This is a genomic window from Fredinandcohnia quinoae (genome assembly GCF_022427965.1).
Taxonomy (GTDB): Bacteria; Bacillota; Bacilli; order Bacillales; family Bacillaceae_L; genus Ferdinandcohnia; species Ferdinandcohnia quinoae.
Genome location: NZ_JAKTTI010000014.1, coordinates 73,419 through 89,897, shown reverse-complemented (window position 1 = coordinate 89,897; position 16,479 = coordinate 73,419). Strand labels below are relative to the sequence as shown.

Below are 16,479 nucleotides of genomic sequence, written 5' to 3'. Positions count from 1 at the left end.
TAACGCCGAATTAATCTCGCTAACGCCGGATTAATTGCCGTAACGCCGAATTAATCTCGCTAACGCCGGATTAATTGCCGTAACGCCGAATTAATTACTGTAACGCCGAATTAATCTCGCTAACGCCGGATTAACTGCCGTAACGCCGAATTAATCTCGCTAACGCCGAATTAACTGCCGTAACGCCGAATTAATCTCGCTAACGCCGAATTAATTACACCAACGCCGAATTAATCTCGCTAACGCTGAATTAATTTCACCAATACTTAATCAATTCTGCAAAAAGTTAAAAAAATCGAATGCCAGTTCGTATTTTTGTTTGAATTTTGTTATTTTGTGGTACAATGTTTGTAGAAATCTATTTCTGAATGGAGGATTTGTGTGAAGGATCAATTTGAGTTAGTCTCAAAGTATTCACCACAAGGAGATCAGCCAAAAGCAATTGAGCAGTTATTAGAGGGTCTTAAGGAAGGAAAGAAGCACCAAACATTACTTGGTGCAACTGGCACTGGTAAAACCTTTACTATCTCTAATGTGATCAAGGAAGTCAATAGACCGACATTAATTATTGCACATAATAAGACACTAGCTGGACAGCTGTATAGTGAATTTAAAGAATTCTTTCCGAATAACGCGGTTGAATATTTTGTTAGTTATTATGATTATTTCCAGCCAGAGGCTTATGTTCCATCATCTGATACATTTATTGAAAAGGATTCAAGTGTTAATGATGAAATTGATAAGCTAAGGCATTCAGCTACATCAGCTTTATTTGAACGTCGTGATGTTATCATTATCGCCAGTGTTTCATGTATTTACGGATTAGGTTCTCCGGAAGAATATCGGGAAATGGTTGTGTCATTACGTTCGGGATTGGAAATGGATCGGAACCAACTTTTACATAAATTAGTTGATGTACAGTATGAACGAAATGACATCGATTTCCGTAGAGGTACATTCCGAGTGAGGGGCGATGTTGTTGAGATTTTCCCAGCATCTCGTGATGAACACTGTGTTCGAATCGAATTTTTCGGTGATGAAATCGACCGAATTCGAGAAGTAGACGCACTTACTGGAGAAATACTTGGAGAGCGTGAGCATATCGCGATTTTCCCGGCATCCCACTTCGTAACTCGACAAGAGAAAATGGAGATTGCGATTAAAAATATTGAAGCTGAATTAGAAGAGCAGCTAAAGGATTTACGGGATAACGGTCAACTACTCCAAGCACAGCGACTAGAACAACGAACAAACTATGATTTAGAAATGATGCGAGAAATGGGATTTTGTTCAGGGATTGAAAACTATTCAAGACATCTAACGTTGCGGGAAGCAGGATCAACCCCATATACATTAATGGACTATTTTCCTGAAGACCTCCTAATTGTTATCGATGAGTCACATGTTACACTTCCACAAATTCGTGGAATGTTTAATGGTGACCAAGCAAGAAAACAAGTGTTAGTTGAACATGGTTTTCGTTTGCCATCGGCATTAGACAATAGGCCTCTGAGATTTGAAGAATTCGAAAAACATATAAATCAAATTGTCTATGTATCAGCAACACCTGGCCCATATGAAATCGAGCATACACCGGAAATGGTTGAACAAATTATTCGCCCAACAGGATTATTAGATCCTCCAATTGATGTACGACCAATCCAAGGTCAGATTGATGATCTATTAGGTGAAATTCAATCCCGTGTTGCCCGTAATGAACGTGTTCTCATTACGACATTAACGAAAAAAATGTCAGAAGACCTGACCGATTACTTAAAAGAAATTGGTATTAAGGTAAATTACTTACATTCAGAAATAAAAACATTAGAACGGATAGAAATAATTCGAGATCTAAGAATGGGTAAATACGATGTTCTTGTCGGAATTAACCTACTTAGAGAAGGATTGGATATTCCTGAAGTATCACTTGTAGCTATTCTTGACGCTGACAAAGAAGGCTTCCTACGCTCTGAGCGCTCACTTATCCAAACGATTGGCCGTGCTGCAAGGAATGCAAATGGTCAAGTTATCATGTATGCAGATAAAATCACCAATTCAATGGAAATTGCAATTAATGAAACGAAGCGTCGTCGTGAAACCCAGGCTGCCTATAATAAAGAGCATGGTATTACACCACAAACGATTCAAAAAGATATACGCGATGTCATTCGTGCAACGCAAGCCGCTGAAGATACAGCTACATATGAAACGACACCTAAGCTTACTGGATTATCGAAGAAGGAAAGAGACAAAGTTATTTCAGAAATGGAAGTAGAAATGAAGGAAGCGGCGAAAGCACTGCATTTCGAGCGAGCTGCAGAATTGCGCGACCTCATACTCGAGTTAAAAGCGGAAGGATGACAAATAGATGGCTATGGAAAATATTATCGTCAAAGGAGCAAGAGCACATAATCTTAAAAACATTGATGTAACGATTCCAAGAGATAAGCTCGTTGTGATAACGGGCCTTTCTGGATCTGGTAAATCTTCGCTTGCCTTTGACACGATTTACGCTGAAGGACAAAGACGTTATGTAGAATCACTTTCAGCATATGCCCGTCAATTTTTAGGACAAATGGATAAGCCTGATGTTGATTCAATTGAAGGTCTTTCGCCAGCGATTTCAATTGATCAAAAGACAACTAGTAGAAATCCACGATCAACTGTCGGAACAGTTACCGAAATTTATGATTATTTACGTTTATTATTTGCCCGAGTAGGGCGCCCTGTCTGTCCAAACCATCATATTGAAATTACATCCCAAACAGTTGAACAAATGGTTGACCGGATATTGGAATACCCAGAACGTACAAAGCTTCAAGTGCTAGCTCCTGTTATATCAGGGAGGAAGGGTGCTCATGTTAAGGTTTTTGAAGATATTAAAAAGCAAGGCTATGTAAGGGTCAGAGTAGATGGCGAGATTATGGATCTATCCGATGAAATTGAGCTTGAAAAAAACAAAAAGCATTCAATCGAAGTTGTTATAGATAGAATCGTCGTTAAAGAAGGTGTGGCAGCACGACTCGCTGATTCATTGGAAGCAGCACTTAAGCTTGGTGAAGGGAGAGTATTGATCGATGTTATCGATCAAGAGGAGCTTATGTTTAGTGAGCTCCATGCTTGTCCACATTGTGGATTCTCGATTGGTGAATTAGAGCCTAGAATGTTCTCTTTTAATAGTCCGTTTGGAGCTTGTCCGGATTGTGATGGGCTAGGTTCTAAACTTGAGGTAGATGTAGACCTTGTAATTCCAAATTGGGATTTATCATTGAGGCAGCATGCAATTGCTCCGTGGGAACCAACGAGCTCACAATATTACCCGCAGCTCTTAGAAGCAGTCTGCAACCATTATGGAATTGATATGGATATGCCAGTAAAGGATGTTCCGAAGCATTTAATGGATAAGCTTTTATATGGAAGTGATGGAGAAGAGATCTTTTTCCATTATGAAAATGATTTTGGTCTGACTCGTGAGAATTATATTGTATTCGAAGGTGTTCTTCGTAATGTAGAAAGACGGTTTAAAGAAACGAGTTCAGATTATATTCGGGAACAAATGGAAAAATACATGGGACAACACGATTGTCCAAGTTGTAAAGGCTATCGTTTGAAAAAGGAAACTCTTGCTGTCCTCATTTCAGGTAAACATATTGGTCATGTTACAGAGTTTTCAATTAATGAGGCGTTTGAATTTTTTACAACGATTGAGCTGTCTGAAAAGGAAATGCAAATTGCGAACATGATATTTCAAGAGATAAAAGAAAGACTTGGTTTTCTTGTAAATGTCGGACTTGATTATTTAACATTAAGTCGCGCTGCAGGTTCATTATCAGGTGGTGAAGCACAACGGATTCGATTAGCGACTCAAATTGGTTCACGCTTAACAGGTGTGTTATATATTTTAGATGAACCATCAATTGGACTTCATCAACGTGACAATGATCGTCTTATTGATACTTTGAAAAAAATGAGAGATATTGGTAATACATTAATCGTTGTTGAACACGATGAGGATACGATGCTTGCTGCTGATTACTTAATTGATATTGGACCTGGTGCGGGTATACATGGTGGAGAAGTTATATCTGCCGGTACCCCAGAGAAAGTCATGTCAGATCCAAACTCATTGACAGGACAATATTTAGCAGGGGGAAAATTCATCCCTCTACCAATCGAGCGCCGAAAACCAGACGGGCGCTATATCGAAGTTATTGGTGCAAAGGAAAATAACTTAAAAAATATATCGGTCAAATTTCCACTTGGTACGTTTATTGCTGTAACCGGTGTTTCAGGGTCTGGTAAGAGTACACTTGTTAACGAAATTCTCCATAAGACACTAGCGCAAAAGCTTAATCGTGCAAAAAGTAAACCAGGTGAGCATAAGACAATCAAGGGTATCGAACACTTAGAAAAAGTAATTGATATTGATCAATCACCGATTGGTCGTACACCAAGATCAAATCCAGCAACATATACCGGAGTCTTCGATGATATTCGAGATGTATTTGCATCAACAAATGAGGCAAAGGTTCGAGGTTATAAAAAAGGACGTTTCAGCTTCAATGTGAAGGGCGGGCGATGTGAAGCTTGCCGTGGTGATGGGATTATCAAAATCGAAATGCACTTTTTACCTGATGTGTATGTTCCGTGTGAAGTATGTCATGGAAAAAGGTATAACCGTGAAACACTAGAGGTGAAGTATAAAGATAAAAGTATTTCTGATATTTTAGATATGACGGTGGAGGATGCAGTTACATTTTTTGAAAATCTACCAAAAATTAAACGTAAACTCCAGACAATCTTTGATGTTGGTTTAGGCTATGTTAAATTAGGTCAGCCCGCCACAACATTATCAGGAGGAGAGGCGCAACGGGTTAAGCTGGCGTCTGAGCTTCACCGAAGATCTGCCGGGAAATCTTTTTATATTTTGGATGAGCCAACAACAGGACTACATGTTGATGATATTTCAAGACTTTTAAAGGTGCTTCAGCGATTAGTGGAAAACGGAGATACAGTTCTTGTCATTGAACATAATTTGGATGTGATAAAAGCAGCTGATTATCTAGTTGATCTAGGGCCAGAAGGTGGGGACAAGGGTGGAACCATCATTGCGACTGGAACCCCTGAGGAAATTGTAAAGGTAGAGCAATCACATACTGGGCGTTATTTGAAGCCTGTCTTGGAAAGGGAACGCATTAGAATGAAGGACCTCATACATGAAAAGGAAACAGTAACAAAATAAGTGAAACAGAAATCTCGAGGTGTTAATGCTGCCTCGAGATTTTCTACGTCTTGAGGCGTATTTTTAAGATTGAGTGATGAAGAAGTGAAACCATTCCCTTGATTATTCGTATAAATAGTCATTAGGGAAATGAATGAATGCTGAAATAATAGTAAAGTAAAATAAGGGAGGAAATGTTAATGATAGAGGAACAAAAACGAATACTAAAATTGGTTGAAGATGGTAAGTTAACAGCGGAAGAAGCAATTTTATTAATTGAAAAGCTGTCCAATGTAGATTCTGGGATGAACCAAGCAGAAAAAGAAGCAGAAATAAGAACCGAGCTTTCAGCTAAGGTTGATTATGAGCATACAAGACAGGGCAGTTCCTTTGATCAGAAGGCGACATCTGTTAAAAATAAATTCATGGATTTTGTTGACAGTGCATTTAAGAAAATTAAGGATATGGATTTGGATTTTAACTTTGGCGATGCGATTGAAGTAAAACATATCTTTCAGCATTCAAATGTCAATCTTACTAAGATCGACTTAGATGTCGCTAATGGTAGTATTACAATCATTCCTTGGGGAGAAAAAGATGTTCGAATTGAATGTGACGCTAAAGTGTATAAGATTGAGAATCAAGTGCGTGCACGCAAAGCATTTTTAGAGGATGTTCGGTTTTCGATTGAAGACGGTAAGCTTCTTTTTTTAATCCAGCAAAAACAAATGAAAGTTAATGCTAAAATTTATGTTCCGAATGAAAATTATGAAAATGTAAAAGTTCGGATGTTTAATGGACCAATAAATGGGGAAAATTTAGTCGTACAGGATTTTAGAGCTAAAACTGCTAATGGTGCTGTTACTGTTACAAATTTTGTGACTACTTCAATGGAGGTTGAAACAGCAAATGGTCATATAAAGGCAGAAAATATTGAGAGCAAAGAATTTGAAGCAGAAACGATAAATGGTACGGTTACAGTAGGTGGCCGCTTTGAAAAAGTTGACCTTCAAAGCTTTAATGGGAATATTACTTGTTCTTTAGCAGAAGACAGCTGTCATACAGCATATATTAAGACAACTACAGGAACCATACATGTTTTTGTATCGGATGCATATGAAGTGGATGGAGAGTTGAAGTCAAACTTGGGAAGCTTTAAAGCTGAGCTACCTGTCATGTCAATCATTGAAGAAAAGAATGATATCGTTCAAAAATCTTTACGTTTCAAGGCAAATCAAGATAAGGGTAATAAGCTTTATCTATTTGCTGAAACGAAAACAGGCTCAATTGAGATTAAGCCAATTTAAGGTCTTATTGTTTCGGTTCCAGAAAAAGGGGATGTCTATCGTTAATGAAGTGGATTGCAAGCATTATCGTAAATAGCATAATTCTTATTGTGGTTGCAGGATATGTTGATACATTTCATTTAGAGGGTATCGGTGCTGCTGTAATCGCAAGCATTATCTTATCGGTTTTAAATGTAATTGTAAAACCAATCTTGATTATTTTTACGTTGCCTGTAACTGTTTTAACACTTGGTTTGTTTTTATTTGTAATTAATGCAATCACCTTAATGTTGACACAATCATTAATGGGCGATTCCTTCGTCATTGAGGGGTTTGGTACAGCAATTTTAGCTGCAGTGATTATCTCTATATTAAATTTACTTATCCAAAAAGTTATTATCGAACCACTACAAGAAAAGAAAAAATAAGACGGGGCCATAGTGCCTCGTTTTTATTTTTCAATAAGAAAAGTTTTGGAGTCGGACAGAATAATGCTAAAATATAGAGAATGCATCTAACAAGTAATGTACTTGCTTCAAAGGAGGAAAAAATGTGCCTAAAGTTCGCACAATTGATCTGATTGAAAAATTTAATCTTGAGCTCGTTAGTGGTGAAGAAGGGGTTAATCGTCCCATTTCGATGAGTGATATTTCAAGACCTGGAATTGAGTTAGCTGGCTTTTTTGCTTATTACCCAGCTGAACGAATCCAAATATTAGGGAAGACGGAATTGTCCTTTTTTGAAAAACTACCTCAAGATGAAAAAGAGATTCGAATGGAAAAGCTTTGCACTGATATTACACCAGCCATTATCATTTCGCGCGATTTAGAGGTTCCCGAGGAATTAATTATTGCTTCCGAACGCGAATCTGTTCCAGTCTTAAAATCACCGGTGAAAACAACGCGCTTATCTAGTCGTCTTACTAATTTTTTAGAAAGTAAGCTGGCTCCAACTACAGCCGTTCATGGTGTCCTTGTTGATATATATGGTGTCGGTGTTTTAATTATTGGAAAAAGTGGCGTCGGTAAAAGTGAGACCGCGCTTGAACTTGTGAAACGTGGCCATCGTCTCGTTGCAGATGATTGTGTAGAAATTCGTCAAGAGGATCAAGACACATTAGTCGGAAACGCACCAGAACTTATCGAACATTTATTGGAAATACGTGGGCTAGGGATTATTAATGTAATGACATTGTTTGGCGCGGGTGCAGTCCGAAGCAATAAGCGGATTACTCTTGTGATTAGTTTGGAACTATGGGATCAAAACAAACAATATGATCGACTTGGTCTTGAAGAAGAAAAAATGAAAATTATTGATACAAATTTAACGAAATATACGATTCCAGTAAGGCCAGGACGAAACTTAGCTGTTATCATTGAGGTGGCTGCAATGAACTATCGCTTGAAGCGAATGGGATTGAATGCGGCTGAACAATTCTCTAACCGTTTGACATCAGCAATCGAATATTCTGACCAAGAAGAATTGTAAGAAATAGAGGCTTTTTAATATAAAATACATAATTTGAGGGAGTTGAGAATGTGGAAAATATTGAACCTTTAAATCCGGTCTTTTTAAAGCTTGGGCCATTATCGATCCAATGGTATGGTCTAATCATTGGTCTTGGTACATTATTAGCACTATATTTGGCAATTAAAGAATCAAATCGTCGAGGAATGCATAAGGATACTTTTATGGATCTCGTATTATTCGCAGTACCGATTGCAATAATATGTGCGCGTATTTATTATGTTATTTTTAAATGGGACTATTACTCGCAAAATCCAGGAGAAATCATTGCAATTTGGCATGGTGGTATTGCGATACATGGGGCCCTCATTGGGTCTGTTGCAACAGCAATTGTATTTGCAAAGGTAAAAGGTTTGTCTTTTTGGAAAATCGCTGATATTGCAGCACCGAGTATTATTTTAGGGCAGGCAATCGGGCGTTGGGGAAATTTCATGAATCAAGAAGCTCATGGCGGTCCAATCGCAGAAAACAGTATTCAAACGTTCTATAATATTTTACCTGACTTTATAATGGATCAAATGTATATTGAAGGTACGTATTACCACCCAACATTCTTATATGAATCACTCTGGAGCATCGTTGGGTTTGTTATTTTGCTATTATTACGTAAAGTGAACTTAAGACGAGGAGAAATGTTCTTATCATATGTAATTTGGTATTCGATAGGACGTGCATTTGTTGAAATGCTGCGCACAGATAGCTTAATGCTAGGGGATTTTCGTGTAGCAGTTTTACTATCAATAGCTCTCATCGTTGGCTCGATTGCATTAATTATTTTTAGAAGAGCAAAAGGATATTCAAAGGAAAGATATTTAGACAACTAGAAGGGAGAGGGGAAGCTTGCTAGGGACAATCAAAAGGGGATTTTTTGTTGGACTAAAAACAACTTGGACGCTTGGGAAAATTATTTTTCCGGTAACATTACTTGTTACATTGCTTCAGTATACACCAGTTTTAGATTGGGTCATTCGCTGGATTTCTCCTCTTATGGGGTGGTTTGGACTATCAGGTGATGCAACGATACCACTCGTGTTAGGAAATTTTTTGAATTTATATGCTGGGATAGGCGCTATTTTAACATTGGATTTAACTGTTAAAGAAGTCTTTATTTTAGCTGTAATGCTATCATTCTCGCATAATATGTTTATCGAATCTACTGTAGCCGCCAAGGTTGGAATTAAAATGTGGATTATCGTTGTGGTACGGCTAGGGCTTGCACTTGTGTCTGCATTCGTTATCAATTTAGTATGGAGTGGTGGAGGAGAACTAGCGAAATATGGATTTGTACCATCTGCTGGTGAAAAAGCTTCGGGTTGGTTTAATATATTCGTAGAAGGGGTTGAAAAGGCCTCAATCGGAATTATTCAGCTTGCTGTAATTGTGATCCCTCTCATGATAGGGATTCAAATCTTAAAGGATTTAAAATGGTTGGATGTGTTTTCAAGGTGGATGTCGCCGATTACAAGAGCACTTGGGATGAAGGAAAATACGTCAACGACATTGGCAGCAGGAATTATGTTTGGCTTAGCTTTTGGAGCGGGTGTTATGATTCAGGCGGTTAAAGAGGATAATGTAAGTAAGAAGGATTTAACGCTTGCGTTCATTTTCTTAGTGGCATGTCATGCAGTGATTGAGGATACGCTTATTTTCATTCCATTGGGAATACCGGTTCTTCCATTATTACTTATCCGACTTGTGACAGCCACGGTACTAACAATGATTGTAGCATTCATCTGGAAGAGGGTAGAGCGAAATAGCAGAAAGGAACCTTTATATGGCAATTAATACACTTTTATTTGATTTAGACGGAACACTAATTGATACGAATGAGCTCATTATTGCGTCTTTTTTGCATACATTAAATGAATATTATCCTGAAAAGTATACACGGGAAGATGTGTTGCCATTCATTGGACCAACATTACGTGAGACATTCTCATCAATTGATTCTGATCGTGTTGATGAAATGATTACGAAATATCGTGAACATAACCATGCCCATCATGATGAGCTCGTTACTGAATTTGAAGGTGTATACGAGACGATGAAGGCTTTGACTGAAAAGGGCTACAAGCTGGGAATTGTAACAACAAAGATGAGAAATACAGTGGAAATGGGCTTGAAGCTTACGAAGCTCGATCAATTTTTTGAGGTAGTTGTTACACTTGATGATGTGAAAAATGCAAAACCTGATCCGGAACCAGTTCATCTAGCGTTAAACTTATTGGGAGCGCGTGCTGATGAAGCAATTATGGTCGGTGATAATTATCATGATATTCTTGCTGGGAAAAATGCTGGAACATTATCAGCGGGAGTGGCTTGGTCATTAAAGGGGAAAGAGTATTTGGCATCGTTTGAACCTGATTTTATGCTTGAGCATATGAGTGACTTGCTTGGGATTGTTGGTGGTGTAACCGATCAGAGTGAGGCTTCTGGGAAGTGAGAAGGACGAGTAGATATCCCGTTTCTGGTGCAAACTCACTTTGGCATGTATATAAAACGGTGCCATTCTGGAAGGTTGTTCGAAATTTCATTGTCATTCAACTTGCTAGGTATACGCCTTTTTTAGGATTGAAAAATTGGTTATATCGGACTTTTTTAAGAATGAAGATTGGGGATCAGACATCATTTGCACTAATGGTCATGCTTGATGTGATGTTCCCAGAGAAAATAAGTGTTGGGCGAAATACGGTTATTGGATATAATACAACAATATTAGCTCATGAATATCTTATTAAGGAGTATCGCTTAGGGGATGTGAAGATTGGTAGTGAAGTGATGATTGGAGCAAATTCAACCATCTTACCTGGAATTGAAATTGGTGATGGTGCGATTGTGTCAGCGGGTACACTTGTTCATAAAGATGTGCCGGCCGGAACCTTCGTTGGCGGTAACCCAATGCGGATTATCTATACAAAGGATGAAATGGATAGACGAATGAAAGAAGATGAAGGACATAACTGATGTGGTTGTGTCTTTTTTTATGTTTATGTGTTAAAAAAATAGTTGTTTTGTACGATATAACTCATGGGTAATTAGTAGTGGTTTGGAAATACATTGCGGAAATATTGGAAGTAGACAACTAGAATGAACAGGAGAGAAAAAGATGCAAAAAAAGAAATCTATGTCAAAGAATAATTTCTTTACAAGAACCTTACAGCGACAAATTGTATTGCCTTTTATGGCGACAATCATCATCGCAGGTGTGGTAATTGCAATGGTTAGCTACAATTTTAGTGTTTCAACAACTACAAAAGAACTAATAAAAAGTACAGAAAGTCAAGCGATTGGGTTAAATGATGCCTTTGATATATTTTTCGGAAATATTGATGGGATTATTGATAGTTTTTCAGAAAGATCTGAGCTGAAAACATATAAGGATTCAAAGTCCGAGATATTAACTTCATTTTCCGAAATCGTCGATACGACTGATTCAATTGCAAATATCTATATGGTTAGTGATGCGAACGGGGATGTAATTATCTATCCTGAAGCTGATCTCGGCGCAGATTTTAATCCGAGAGAACGTGATTGGTATAAAAATGCACTCGAAAATAAAGGAAATATAGTGTGGACCGAACCATATGTAGATGGAGCTACGAACGAAACGATTGTTACTGCGGCAAAAGTAGTAATGGATAATGGCGTGCTAAAAGGAGTAATTGCTGCAGATATAAAGGTTGATAAGTTAATCGAAATTGTTAAAAAGGTAAGAATTGCAGATACAGGATATGCTGCTCTTTTTGATGCTCACGGAAAGTTTCTTGCCCATCCTAAAAAGGAAATGGTAGGTGTAGATGCATCTAAAGAAACTTATTTTAAAAAGATGATTGAGTCAGATAAGGAACATGGAATTGTTGAGTATGAGTTTGAGGGTCAAGAGAAAACGATGGGATTTGTGAAAAATTCAGCAACAGGTTGGTTCATTGTTGGAGCTGTGTCGAATGATGAGTTCGCTGAAAAGGGTAAAGGTGTATTACTTCCGATAGCAATTACTTTACTCGTAGTTCTAGTATTAGTCGTCTGGATTTCATTCATCATTTCAAGAAGAATTACGAAACCGATCCAAAAGCTTCAAACATCAATGAGTGATGTTGAAAATGGGAACCTCTTAACAAATGTCATGATAGAAAGACAAGATGAGATTGGTCAATTATCAATAAGTTTTAATAATATGCTTTCACAAATACGTGGGATGATGCAAAAGGTCTCAAATGTTTCCTTAAAAGTAACAGATGCATCACAAACGCTTGTGGCAAGTGCAGAAGAGAATACGGCTGCATCCAATGAAGTTGCAACGACGATGGAACAAATTGCATCTGGAGCTGGCCAGCAGTCAGAACTATTAGAGGAAAATTCATCAGCAACAAATATTTTGGCTGAGGATATTAAAGTAGTGGAAGAACAAACATTGCAAGTGTTGGAGGAAGCAAAGTTGATGTTTTCAACTTCTGAACAAGGAGTAGAGAAAATTAAACTTCTAGAACGCCAATTTGAACGGACAACCGAAATGACTGAAGAAATGTCTGACGCGATTACTACATTAGATGTACGATCAAATGACATTAATGAAATCGTAAATACAATTACGGCAATAGCTTCTCAAACAAATTTATTAGCTCTTAATGCTGCGATTGAAGCGGCACGTGCAGGAGAGCATGGTCGAGGCTTTGCAGTTGTAGCTGATGAAGTTCGAAACTTAGCAGAACAAACAGAATCAGCATTAAAACAAGTGTCATCAATTATTACACATATGCAAACAGATACAAAGCAAACTGTTTCACTTATTAAACAAACAACAGATGTCATTCAGGAACAGGGACTTGCAGTTAAGGATACTGAAGAAGCATTTGGCTCAATAAAGGGAATCATAGAAAAAACAAGTGAGTTAATCATGCAAGTATATCTATCCATTCAAAAAATGGTTGAACAAAAGGATGTTATCTTGAAAAATGCTACTCACATTACATCCATCGGCCAGGAAACAGCGGCTGGTACGGAAGAGGTATCAGCATCTGTTGAAGAATCAACAGCTTCAATGGAACAATTAAGTCAACTTGCTTTTGAACTTGACTCCTTCTCACGAGAGCTTAGAGATGAGTTAGATAAATTTATAATTGAAGAGTCGAAAAAATAATAAGATCAAAGGGCCATTGTACATTCTTGTGCAATGGCCTTTTTTGATCTTCAACTTTTTATTGACGTTTATGAGGTAAAGTTGTAAGATAATTAAAACTTCATCTCACTAATATATTAGCGAACTAAAGTGTAACGAAATAAGTATGTAAAATTTTTAGGTGGTGAGAAGCCATGTTTATGTTTGAAAAGCCTTTAGGAATGAGGGATACACTCCCATCATTGTATGAAGCCAAGAAAGAGTTAAGAACAAGTATGTCTAGTGTAATGGAAAGTTGGGGCTACCAGTTTATTGAGACACCAACACTTGAATTTTATGAAACAGTTGGTAATGTATCTTCAATTCTTGATCAACAATTATTTAAGCTTCTTGATCAGCAAGGACACACACTTGTTTTAAGACCGGATGTAACATCGCCCATCGCGAGAGTAGCAGCTTCAAAACTATATCAAGAGGGCTGCCCATTACGATTAGCGTATTCTGCAAATGTCTTTCGTGCTCAGCAAAGAGAAGGCGGTAGACCTGCAGAATTTGAACAAATAGGTATTGAATTTATCGGTGATAAAACAATAAGTGCAGATGCAGAAGTTATTTCACTATTGATTGAAACCTTAAAGAAGGCAGGTTTATCAAAGTTTACGGTACCTATAGGGCATATTGGGTATGTAAATGCACTGTTTTTAGAAATCGTTGGGAACGAGGAACGGGCTAATGTTCTTCGTCGGTTTTTATATGATAAAAATTATGTAGGTTATAGGGAACATGTAAATAGCTTACAATTATCATCAATTGATAAACAAAGATTGTTATCACTTTTACAATTAAGAGGAGATATATCGAAAATAGGTCAGGCAAAAGAGTTAATTGAAGGTGAAGTTGGTCGAAAAGCCATTGATGAACTTGAGCAGTTATGGCATAGATTACAAGCAATGGGGGTAACAGATAATATTAAGATTGATTTTAATCTAGTTAGTCATATGAGCTATTACACCGGTATTTTATTTGAGGTATATGCTGAGAATATCGGCTATCTATTAGGGAATGGCGGCCGATATGATACATTACTTGGAAAATTTGAAAGACACGCACCGGCTACCGGTTTTGGGATTCGGCTTGATCATCTAATCGAAGCATTGAAGATACCTGAAAAAGAGATTAGTATTCACAGCGTTATTTTTAGTACTGAGCAAAGTGAAGAAGCAATTGATTTTGCAAAAGTAAAGAGAGAAAAAGGTGAAAAGGTCATCCTTCAAGATATTAACGGCATTGCAGATGTTGATAAGTATGTAAGAGCATGTAAAGAAGTTACATTTTTTATTGGAAATACAAGGAGGGTGGCAAAGTAATGAAGGATATACTAACCATTGCAATGCCAAAGGGGAGAATTTTCGAAGATGCAGTTGGGCTTTTAAGAAAGGCTGGTTATCAGCTTCCTCCCGAGTTTGTTGATTCGAGAAAACTAATTATTGAAGTGCCTGAAGAGTCTTTTCGATTTATTTTGGCGAAACCAATGGATGTGACTGCATATGTGGAACACGGAGTTGCTGATCTTGGAATTGCAGGAAAAGATGTGATGCTTGAGGAGGAACGGGAAGTATATGAAGTATTAGATTTACAGATTAGTAGATGCCATTTAGCAGTTGCTGGTTTACCCGGTGTAGAAATGAATGATATTGCACCTAAGATCGCTACTAAGTATCCAAACGTTGCTTCAAGCTATTTTCGTGAACAAGGGGAGCAGGTCGAGATTATTAAGCTCAATGGTTCTGTTGAACTTGCACCTTTAATTGGATTAGCTGACCGAATTGTTGATATCGTGTCCACTGGTCACACATTAAAAGAAAATGGACTTGTCGAGCTGGAACGTATCTTCGATATTACTTCTCGGTTAATTGTGAATCCTGTTAGCTACCGCCTTAAAGATAAGCCGATTGATGACATCGTGGAAAGATTGGCACATGTTGTTTCAACTTAAACATTATCGAAGGGAGTGGGCATCATGCGGATTGAGAGAGTATCAAATACAGTTTCATTAAAAAGAAATATTGAGAGTGGTACAGAGGAGCAGCAGAAAGTTGTTTTATCAATCATTTCTGACGTTCGAGAAAATGGCGATTCTGCACTTACGTTTTATACGGAGAAATTTGATGGTGTCACTCTCAATGATTTTAAGGTAGGTATAGCTGAAATTAAAGAGGCATATGCAAAAATAGATGAAAGCTTAATTCAAACTATACATGAAGCGGCTAACAATATTCGTGACTTTCACAGTCGACAGGTGAAACAATCATGGATCGATCTGAAAAATGATGGGACAATACTAGGTCAAAAAATTACGCCACTTGATGCTGTAGGGGTGTATGTACCAGGGGGGAAGGCTGCATATCCTTCCTCGGTGTTAATGAATGTTATTCCTGCACAAGTAGCTGGAGTTGAGCGGATTGTTATGGTAACACCTCCAGATCGTGATGGCAAGATTCCAGCAGGTGTATTAGTTGCAGCTGACGCTGTTGGGGTCGATGAAATTTATAAGGTTGGTGGTGCACAAGCAATAGCAGCATTAGCCTATGGCACGGAGACGATTAAGGGAGTCGATAAAATTGTCGGTCCTGGAAATATTTACGTGGCACTTGCTAAACGAGAAGTATTTGGTCATGTTGCAATTGATATGATTGCTGGACCGAGTGAAATCGTTGTACTTGCTGATGATACCGCATATGCAAATGAGATTGCTGCTGATTTACTTTCTCAGGCAGAGCATGATGAACGTGCTGCAAGTATTTTAGTAACTCATTCTATTAGACTAGCAGAAGAGGTTTCACAGGAAGTGGATCGACAATTGCAATTGTTACCAAGAAGGGAAATTGCTGAGGCATCAATTTCTGAATTCGGCTTCATATATGTATCTAAAGATATCGAGGAATCAGTCCGGGTTGTTAATGAACTCGCTCCGGAGCATTTAGAAATCTTGACACAAGAGCCAATGGAGCTTGTGGGAAAAATAAAGCATGCAGGGGCAATCTTTGTTGGGCGCTACAGTACAGAACCAGTAGGTGACTACTTTGCGGGACCTAATCATGTATTGCCGACAAATGGTACGGCTCGTTTTTCGAGTCCGCTAAATGTAGATGATTTTACGAAAAAATCTAGCATCATATCATATAGCAAGCAAGCTTTACTGGATAATGGGGCAAAAATTGCAGAGTTTGCAAGATTAGAAGGCTTAGATGCACATGCTATAGCGATTGAAGAACGACTAAAATCGATGTAAAAAAAGTGCTTTGCGCTAAATAGGATCATGTGTCCGT

The 16,479-nt window shown here is 38.0% G+C and carries 13 protein-coding genes; all 13 read left to right on the top strand.

Translation table 11 applies throughout. From position 1 onward, the window contains the following. The first annotated feature begins 381 nt into the window (after positions 1–381). The 13 genes from uvrB (at position 382) to hisD (ending at position 16,442) form a co-directional block, all read left to right on the top strand. Positions 382–2,361, top strand: a complete 1,980-nt coding sequence (gene uvrB, locus MJG50_RS10730) for an excinuclease ABC subunit UvrB (protein WP_240255610.1) — start codon at positions 382–384, stop codon at positions 2,359–2,361. A 7-nt stretch (positions 2,362–2,368) separates the two neighbouring features. Continuing rightward, positions 2,369–5,242, top strand: a complete 2,874-nt coding sequence (uvrA, locus tag MJG50_RS10725) for an excinuclease ABC subunit UvrA (RefSeq protein WP_240255608.1) — start codon at positions 2,369–2,371, stop codon at positions 5,240–5,242. A 179-nt stretch (positions 5,243–5,421) separates the two neighbouring features. After that, entirely contained in the window at positions 5,422–6,528 is a 1,107-nt protein-coding gene (locus MJG50_RS10720; RefSeq protein ID WP_240255606.1) for a DUF4097 family beta strand repeat-containing protein, read from the top strand. Positions 6,529–6,572: 44 nt separating this feature from the next. Continuing rightward, positions 6,573–6,935 carry a phage holin family protein gene (locus tag MJG50_RS10715; RefSeq protein ID WP_240255604.1) on the top strand — a complete coding sequence of 121 codons (363 nt, stop codon included), beginning with the start codon at positions 6,573–6,575 and terminating at the stop codon, positions 6,933–6,935. A gap of 124 nt (positions 6,936–7,059) precedes the next feature. Next, positions 7,060–7,995, top strand: a complete 936-nt coding sequence (gene hprK, locus MJG50_RS10710; RefSeq protein ID WP_240255602.1) for an HPr(Ser) kinase/phosphatase — start codon at positions 7,060–7,062, stop codon at positions 7,993–7,995. Positions 7,996–8,045: 50 nt separating this feature from the next. Next, positions 8,046–8,858, top strand: a complete 813-nt coding sequence (gene lgt / locus MJG50_RS10705) for a prolipoprotein diacylglyceryl transferase (protein WP_240255600.1) — start codon at positions 8,046–8,048, stop codon at positions 8,856–8,858. A 16-nt stretch (positions 8,859–8,874) separates the two neighbouring features. Next, entirely contained in the window at positions 8,875–9,819 is a 945-nt protein-coding gene (locus MJG50_RS10700) for a nucleoside recognition domain-containing protein (RefSeq protein WP_240255598.1), read from the top strand. After that, on the top strand, positions 9,809–10,477 hold the full coding sequence (ppaX, locus tag MJG50_RS10695) for a pyrophosphatase PpaX (protein ID WP_240255596.1): 669 nt from the start codon (positions 9,809–9,811) through the stop codon (positions 10,475–10,477). The genes MJG50_RS10700 and ppaX overlap by 11 nt, the downstream gene beginning before the upstream one ends. Continuing rightward, on the top strand, positions 10,474–10,998 hold the full coding sequence (locus tag MJG50_RS10690; RefSeq protein WP_240255594.1) for an acyltransferase: 525 nt from the start codon (positions 10,474–10,476) through the stop codon (positions 10,996–10,998). The genes ppaX and MJG50_RS10690 overlap by 4 nt, the downstream gene beginning before the upstream one ends. A gap of 142 nt (positions 10,999–11,140) precedes the next feature. Continuing rightward, positions 11,141–13,171, top strand: coding sequence for a methyl-accepting chemotaxis protein (locus MJG50_RS10685; RefSeq protein ID WP_240255592.1), 2,031 nt, complete (start codon positions 11,141–11,143; stop codon positions 13,169–13,171). Between the two features lie 173 nt (positions 13,172–13,344). Then, complete coding sequence (locus tag MJG50_RS10680; protein ID WP_240255590.1) at positions 13,345–14,517, top strand: ATP phosphoribosyltransferase regulatory subunit; 1,173 nt, start codon at positions 13,345–13,347, stop codon at positions 14,515–14,517. Next, entirely contained in the window at positions 14,517–15,146 is a 630-nt protein-coding gene (gene hisG / locus MJG50_RS10675; protein WP_240255588.1) for an ATP phosphoribosyltransferase, read from the top strand. The genes MJG50_RS10680 and hisG overlap by 1 nt, the downstream gene beginning before the upstream one ends. A 24-nt stretch (positions 15,147–15,170) precedes the next feature. Next, on the top strand, positions 15,171–16,442 hold the full coding sequence (gene hisD / locus MJG50_RS10670; protein ID WP_240255586.1) for a histidinol dehydrogenase: 1,272 nt from the start codon (positions 15,171–15,173) through the stop codon (positions 16,440–16,442). Positions 16,443–16,479 lie beyond the last annotated feature (37 nt).

What these genes read in the sequence shown, in the direction of transcription:
- uvrA (WP_240255608.1), top strand. Translation starts at nt 2,369, where the DNA reads ATGGCTATGGAAAATATTATCGTCAAAGGAGCAAGAGCACATAATCTT.
- MJG50_RS10720 (WP_240255606.1), top strand. Translation starts at nt 5,422, where the DNA reads ATGATAGAGGAACAAAAACGAATACTAAAATTGGTTGAAGATGGTAAG.
- MJG50_RS10715 (WP_240255604.1), top strand. Translation starts at nt 6,573, where the DNA reads ATGAAGTGGATTGCAAGCATTATCGTAAATAGCATAATTCTTATTGTG.
- ppaX (WP_240255596.1), top strand. Translation starts at nt 9,809, where the DNA reads ATGGCAATTAATACACTTTTATTTGATTTAGACGGAACACTAATTGAT.
- MJG50_RS10685 (WP_240255592.1), top strand. Translation starts at nt 11,141, where the DNA reads ATGCAAAAAAAGAAATCTATGTCAAAGAATAATTTCTTTACAAGAACC.
- MJG50_RS10680 (WP_240255590.1), top strand. Translation starts at nt 13,345, where the DNA reads ATGTTTATGTTTGAAAAGCCTTTAGGAATGAGGGATACACTCCCATCA.
- hisG (WP_240255588.1), top strand. Translation starts at nt 14,517, where the DNA reads ATGAAGGATATACTAACCATTGCAATGCCAAAGGGGAGAATTTTCGAA.
- hisD (WP_240255586.1), top strand. Translation starts at nt 15,171, where the DNA reads ATGCGGATTGAGAGAGTATCAAATACAGTTTCATTAAAAAGAAATATT.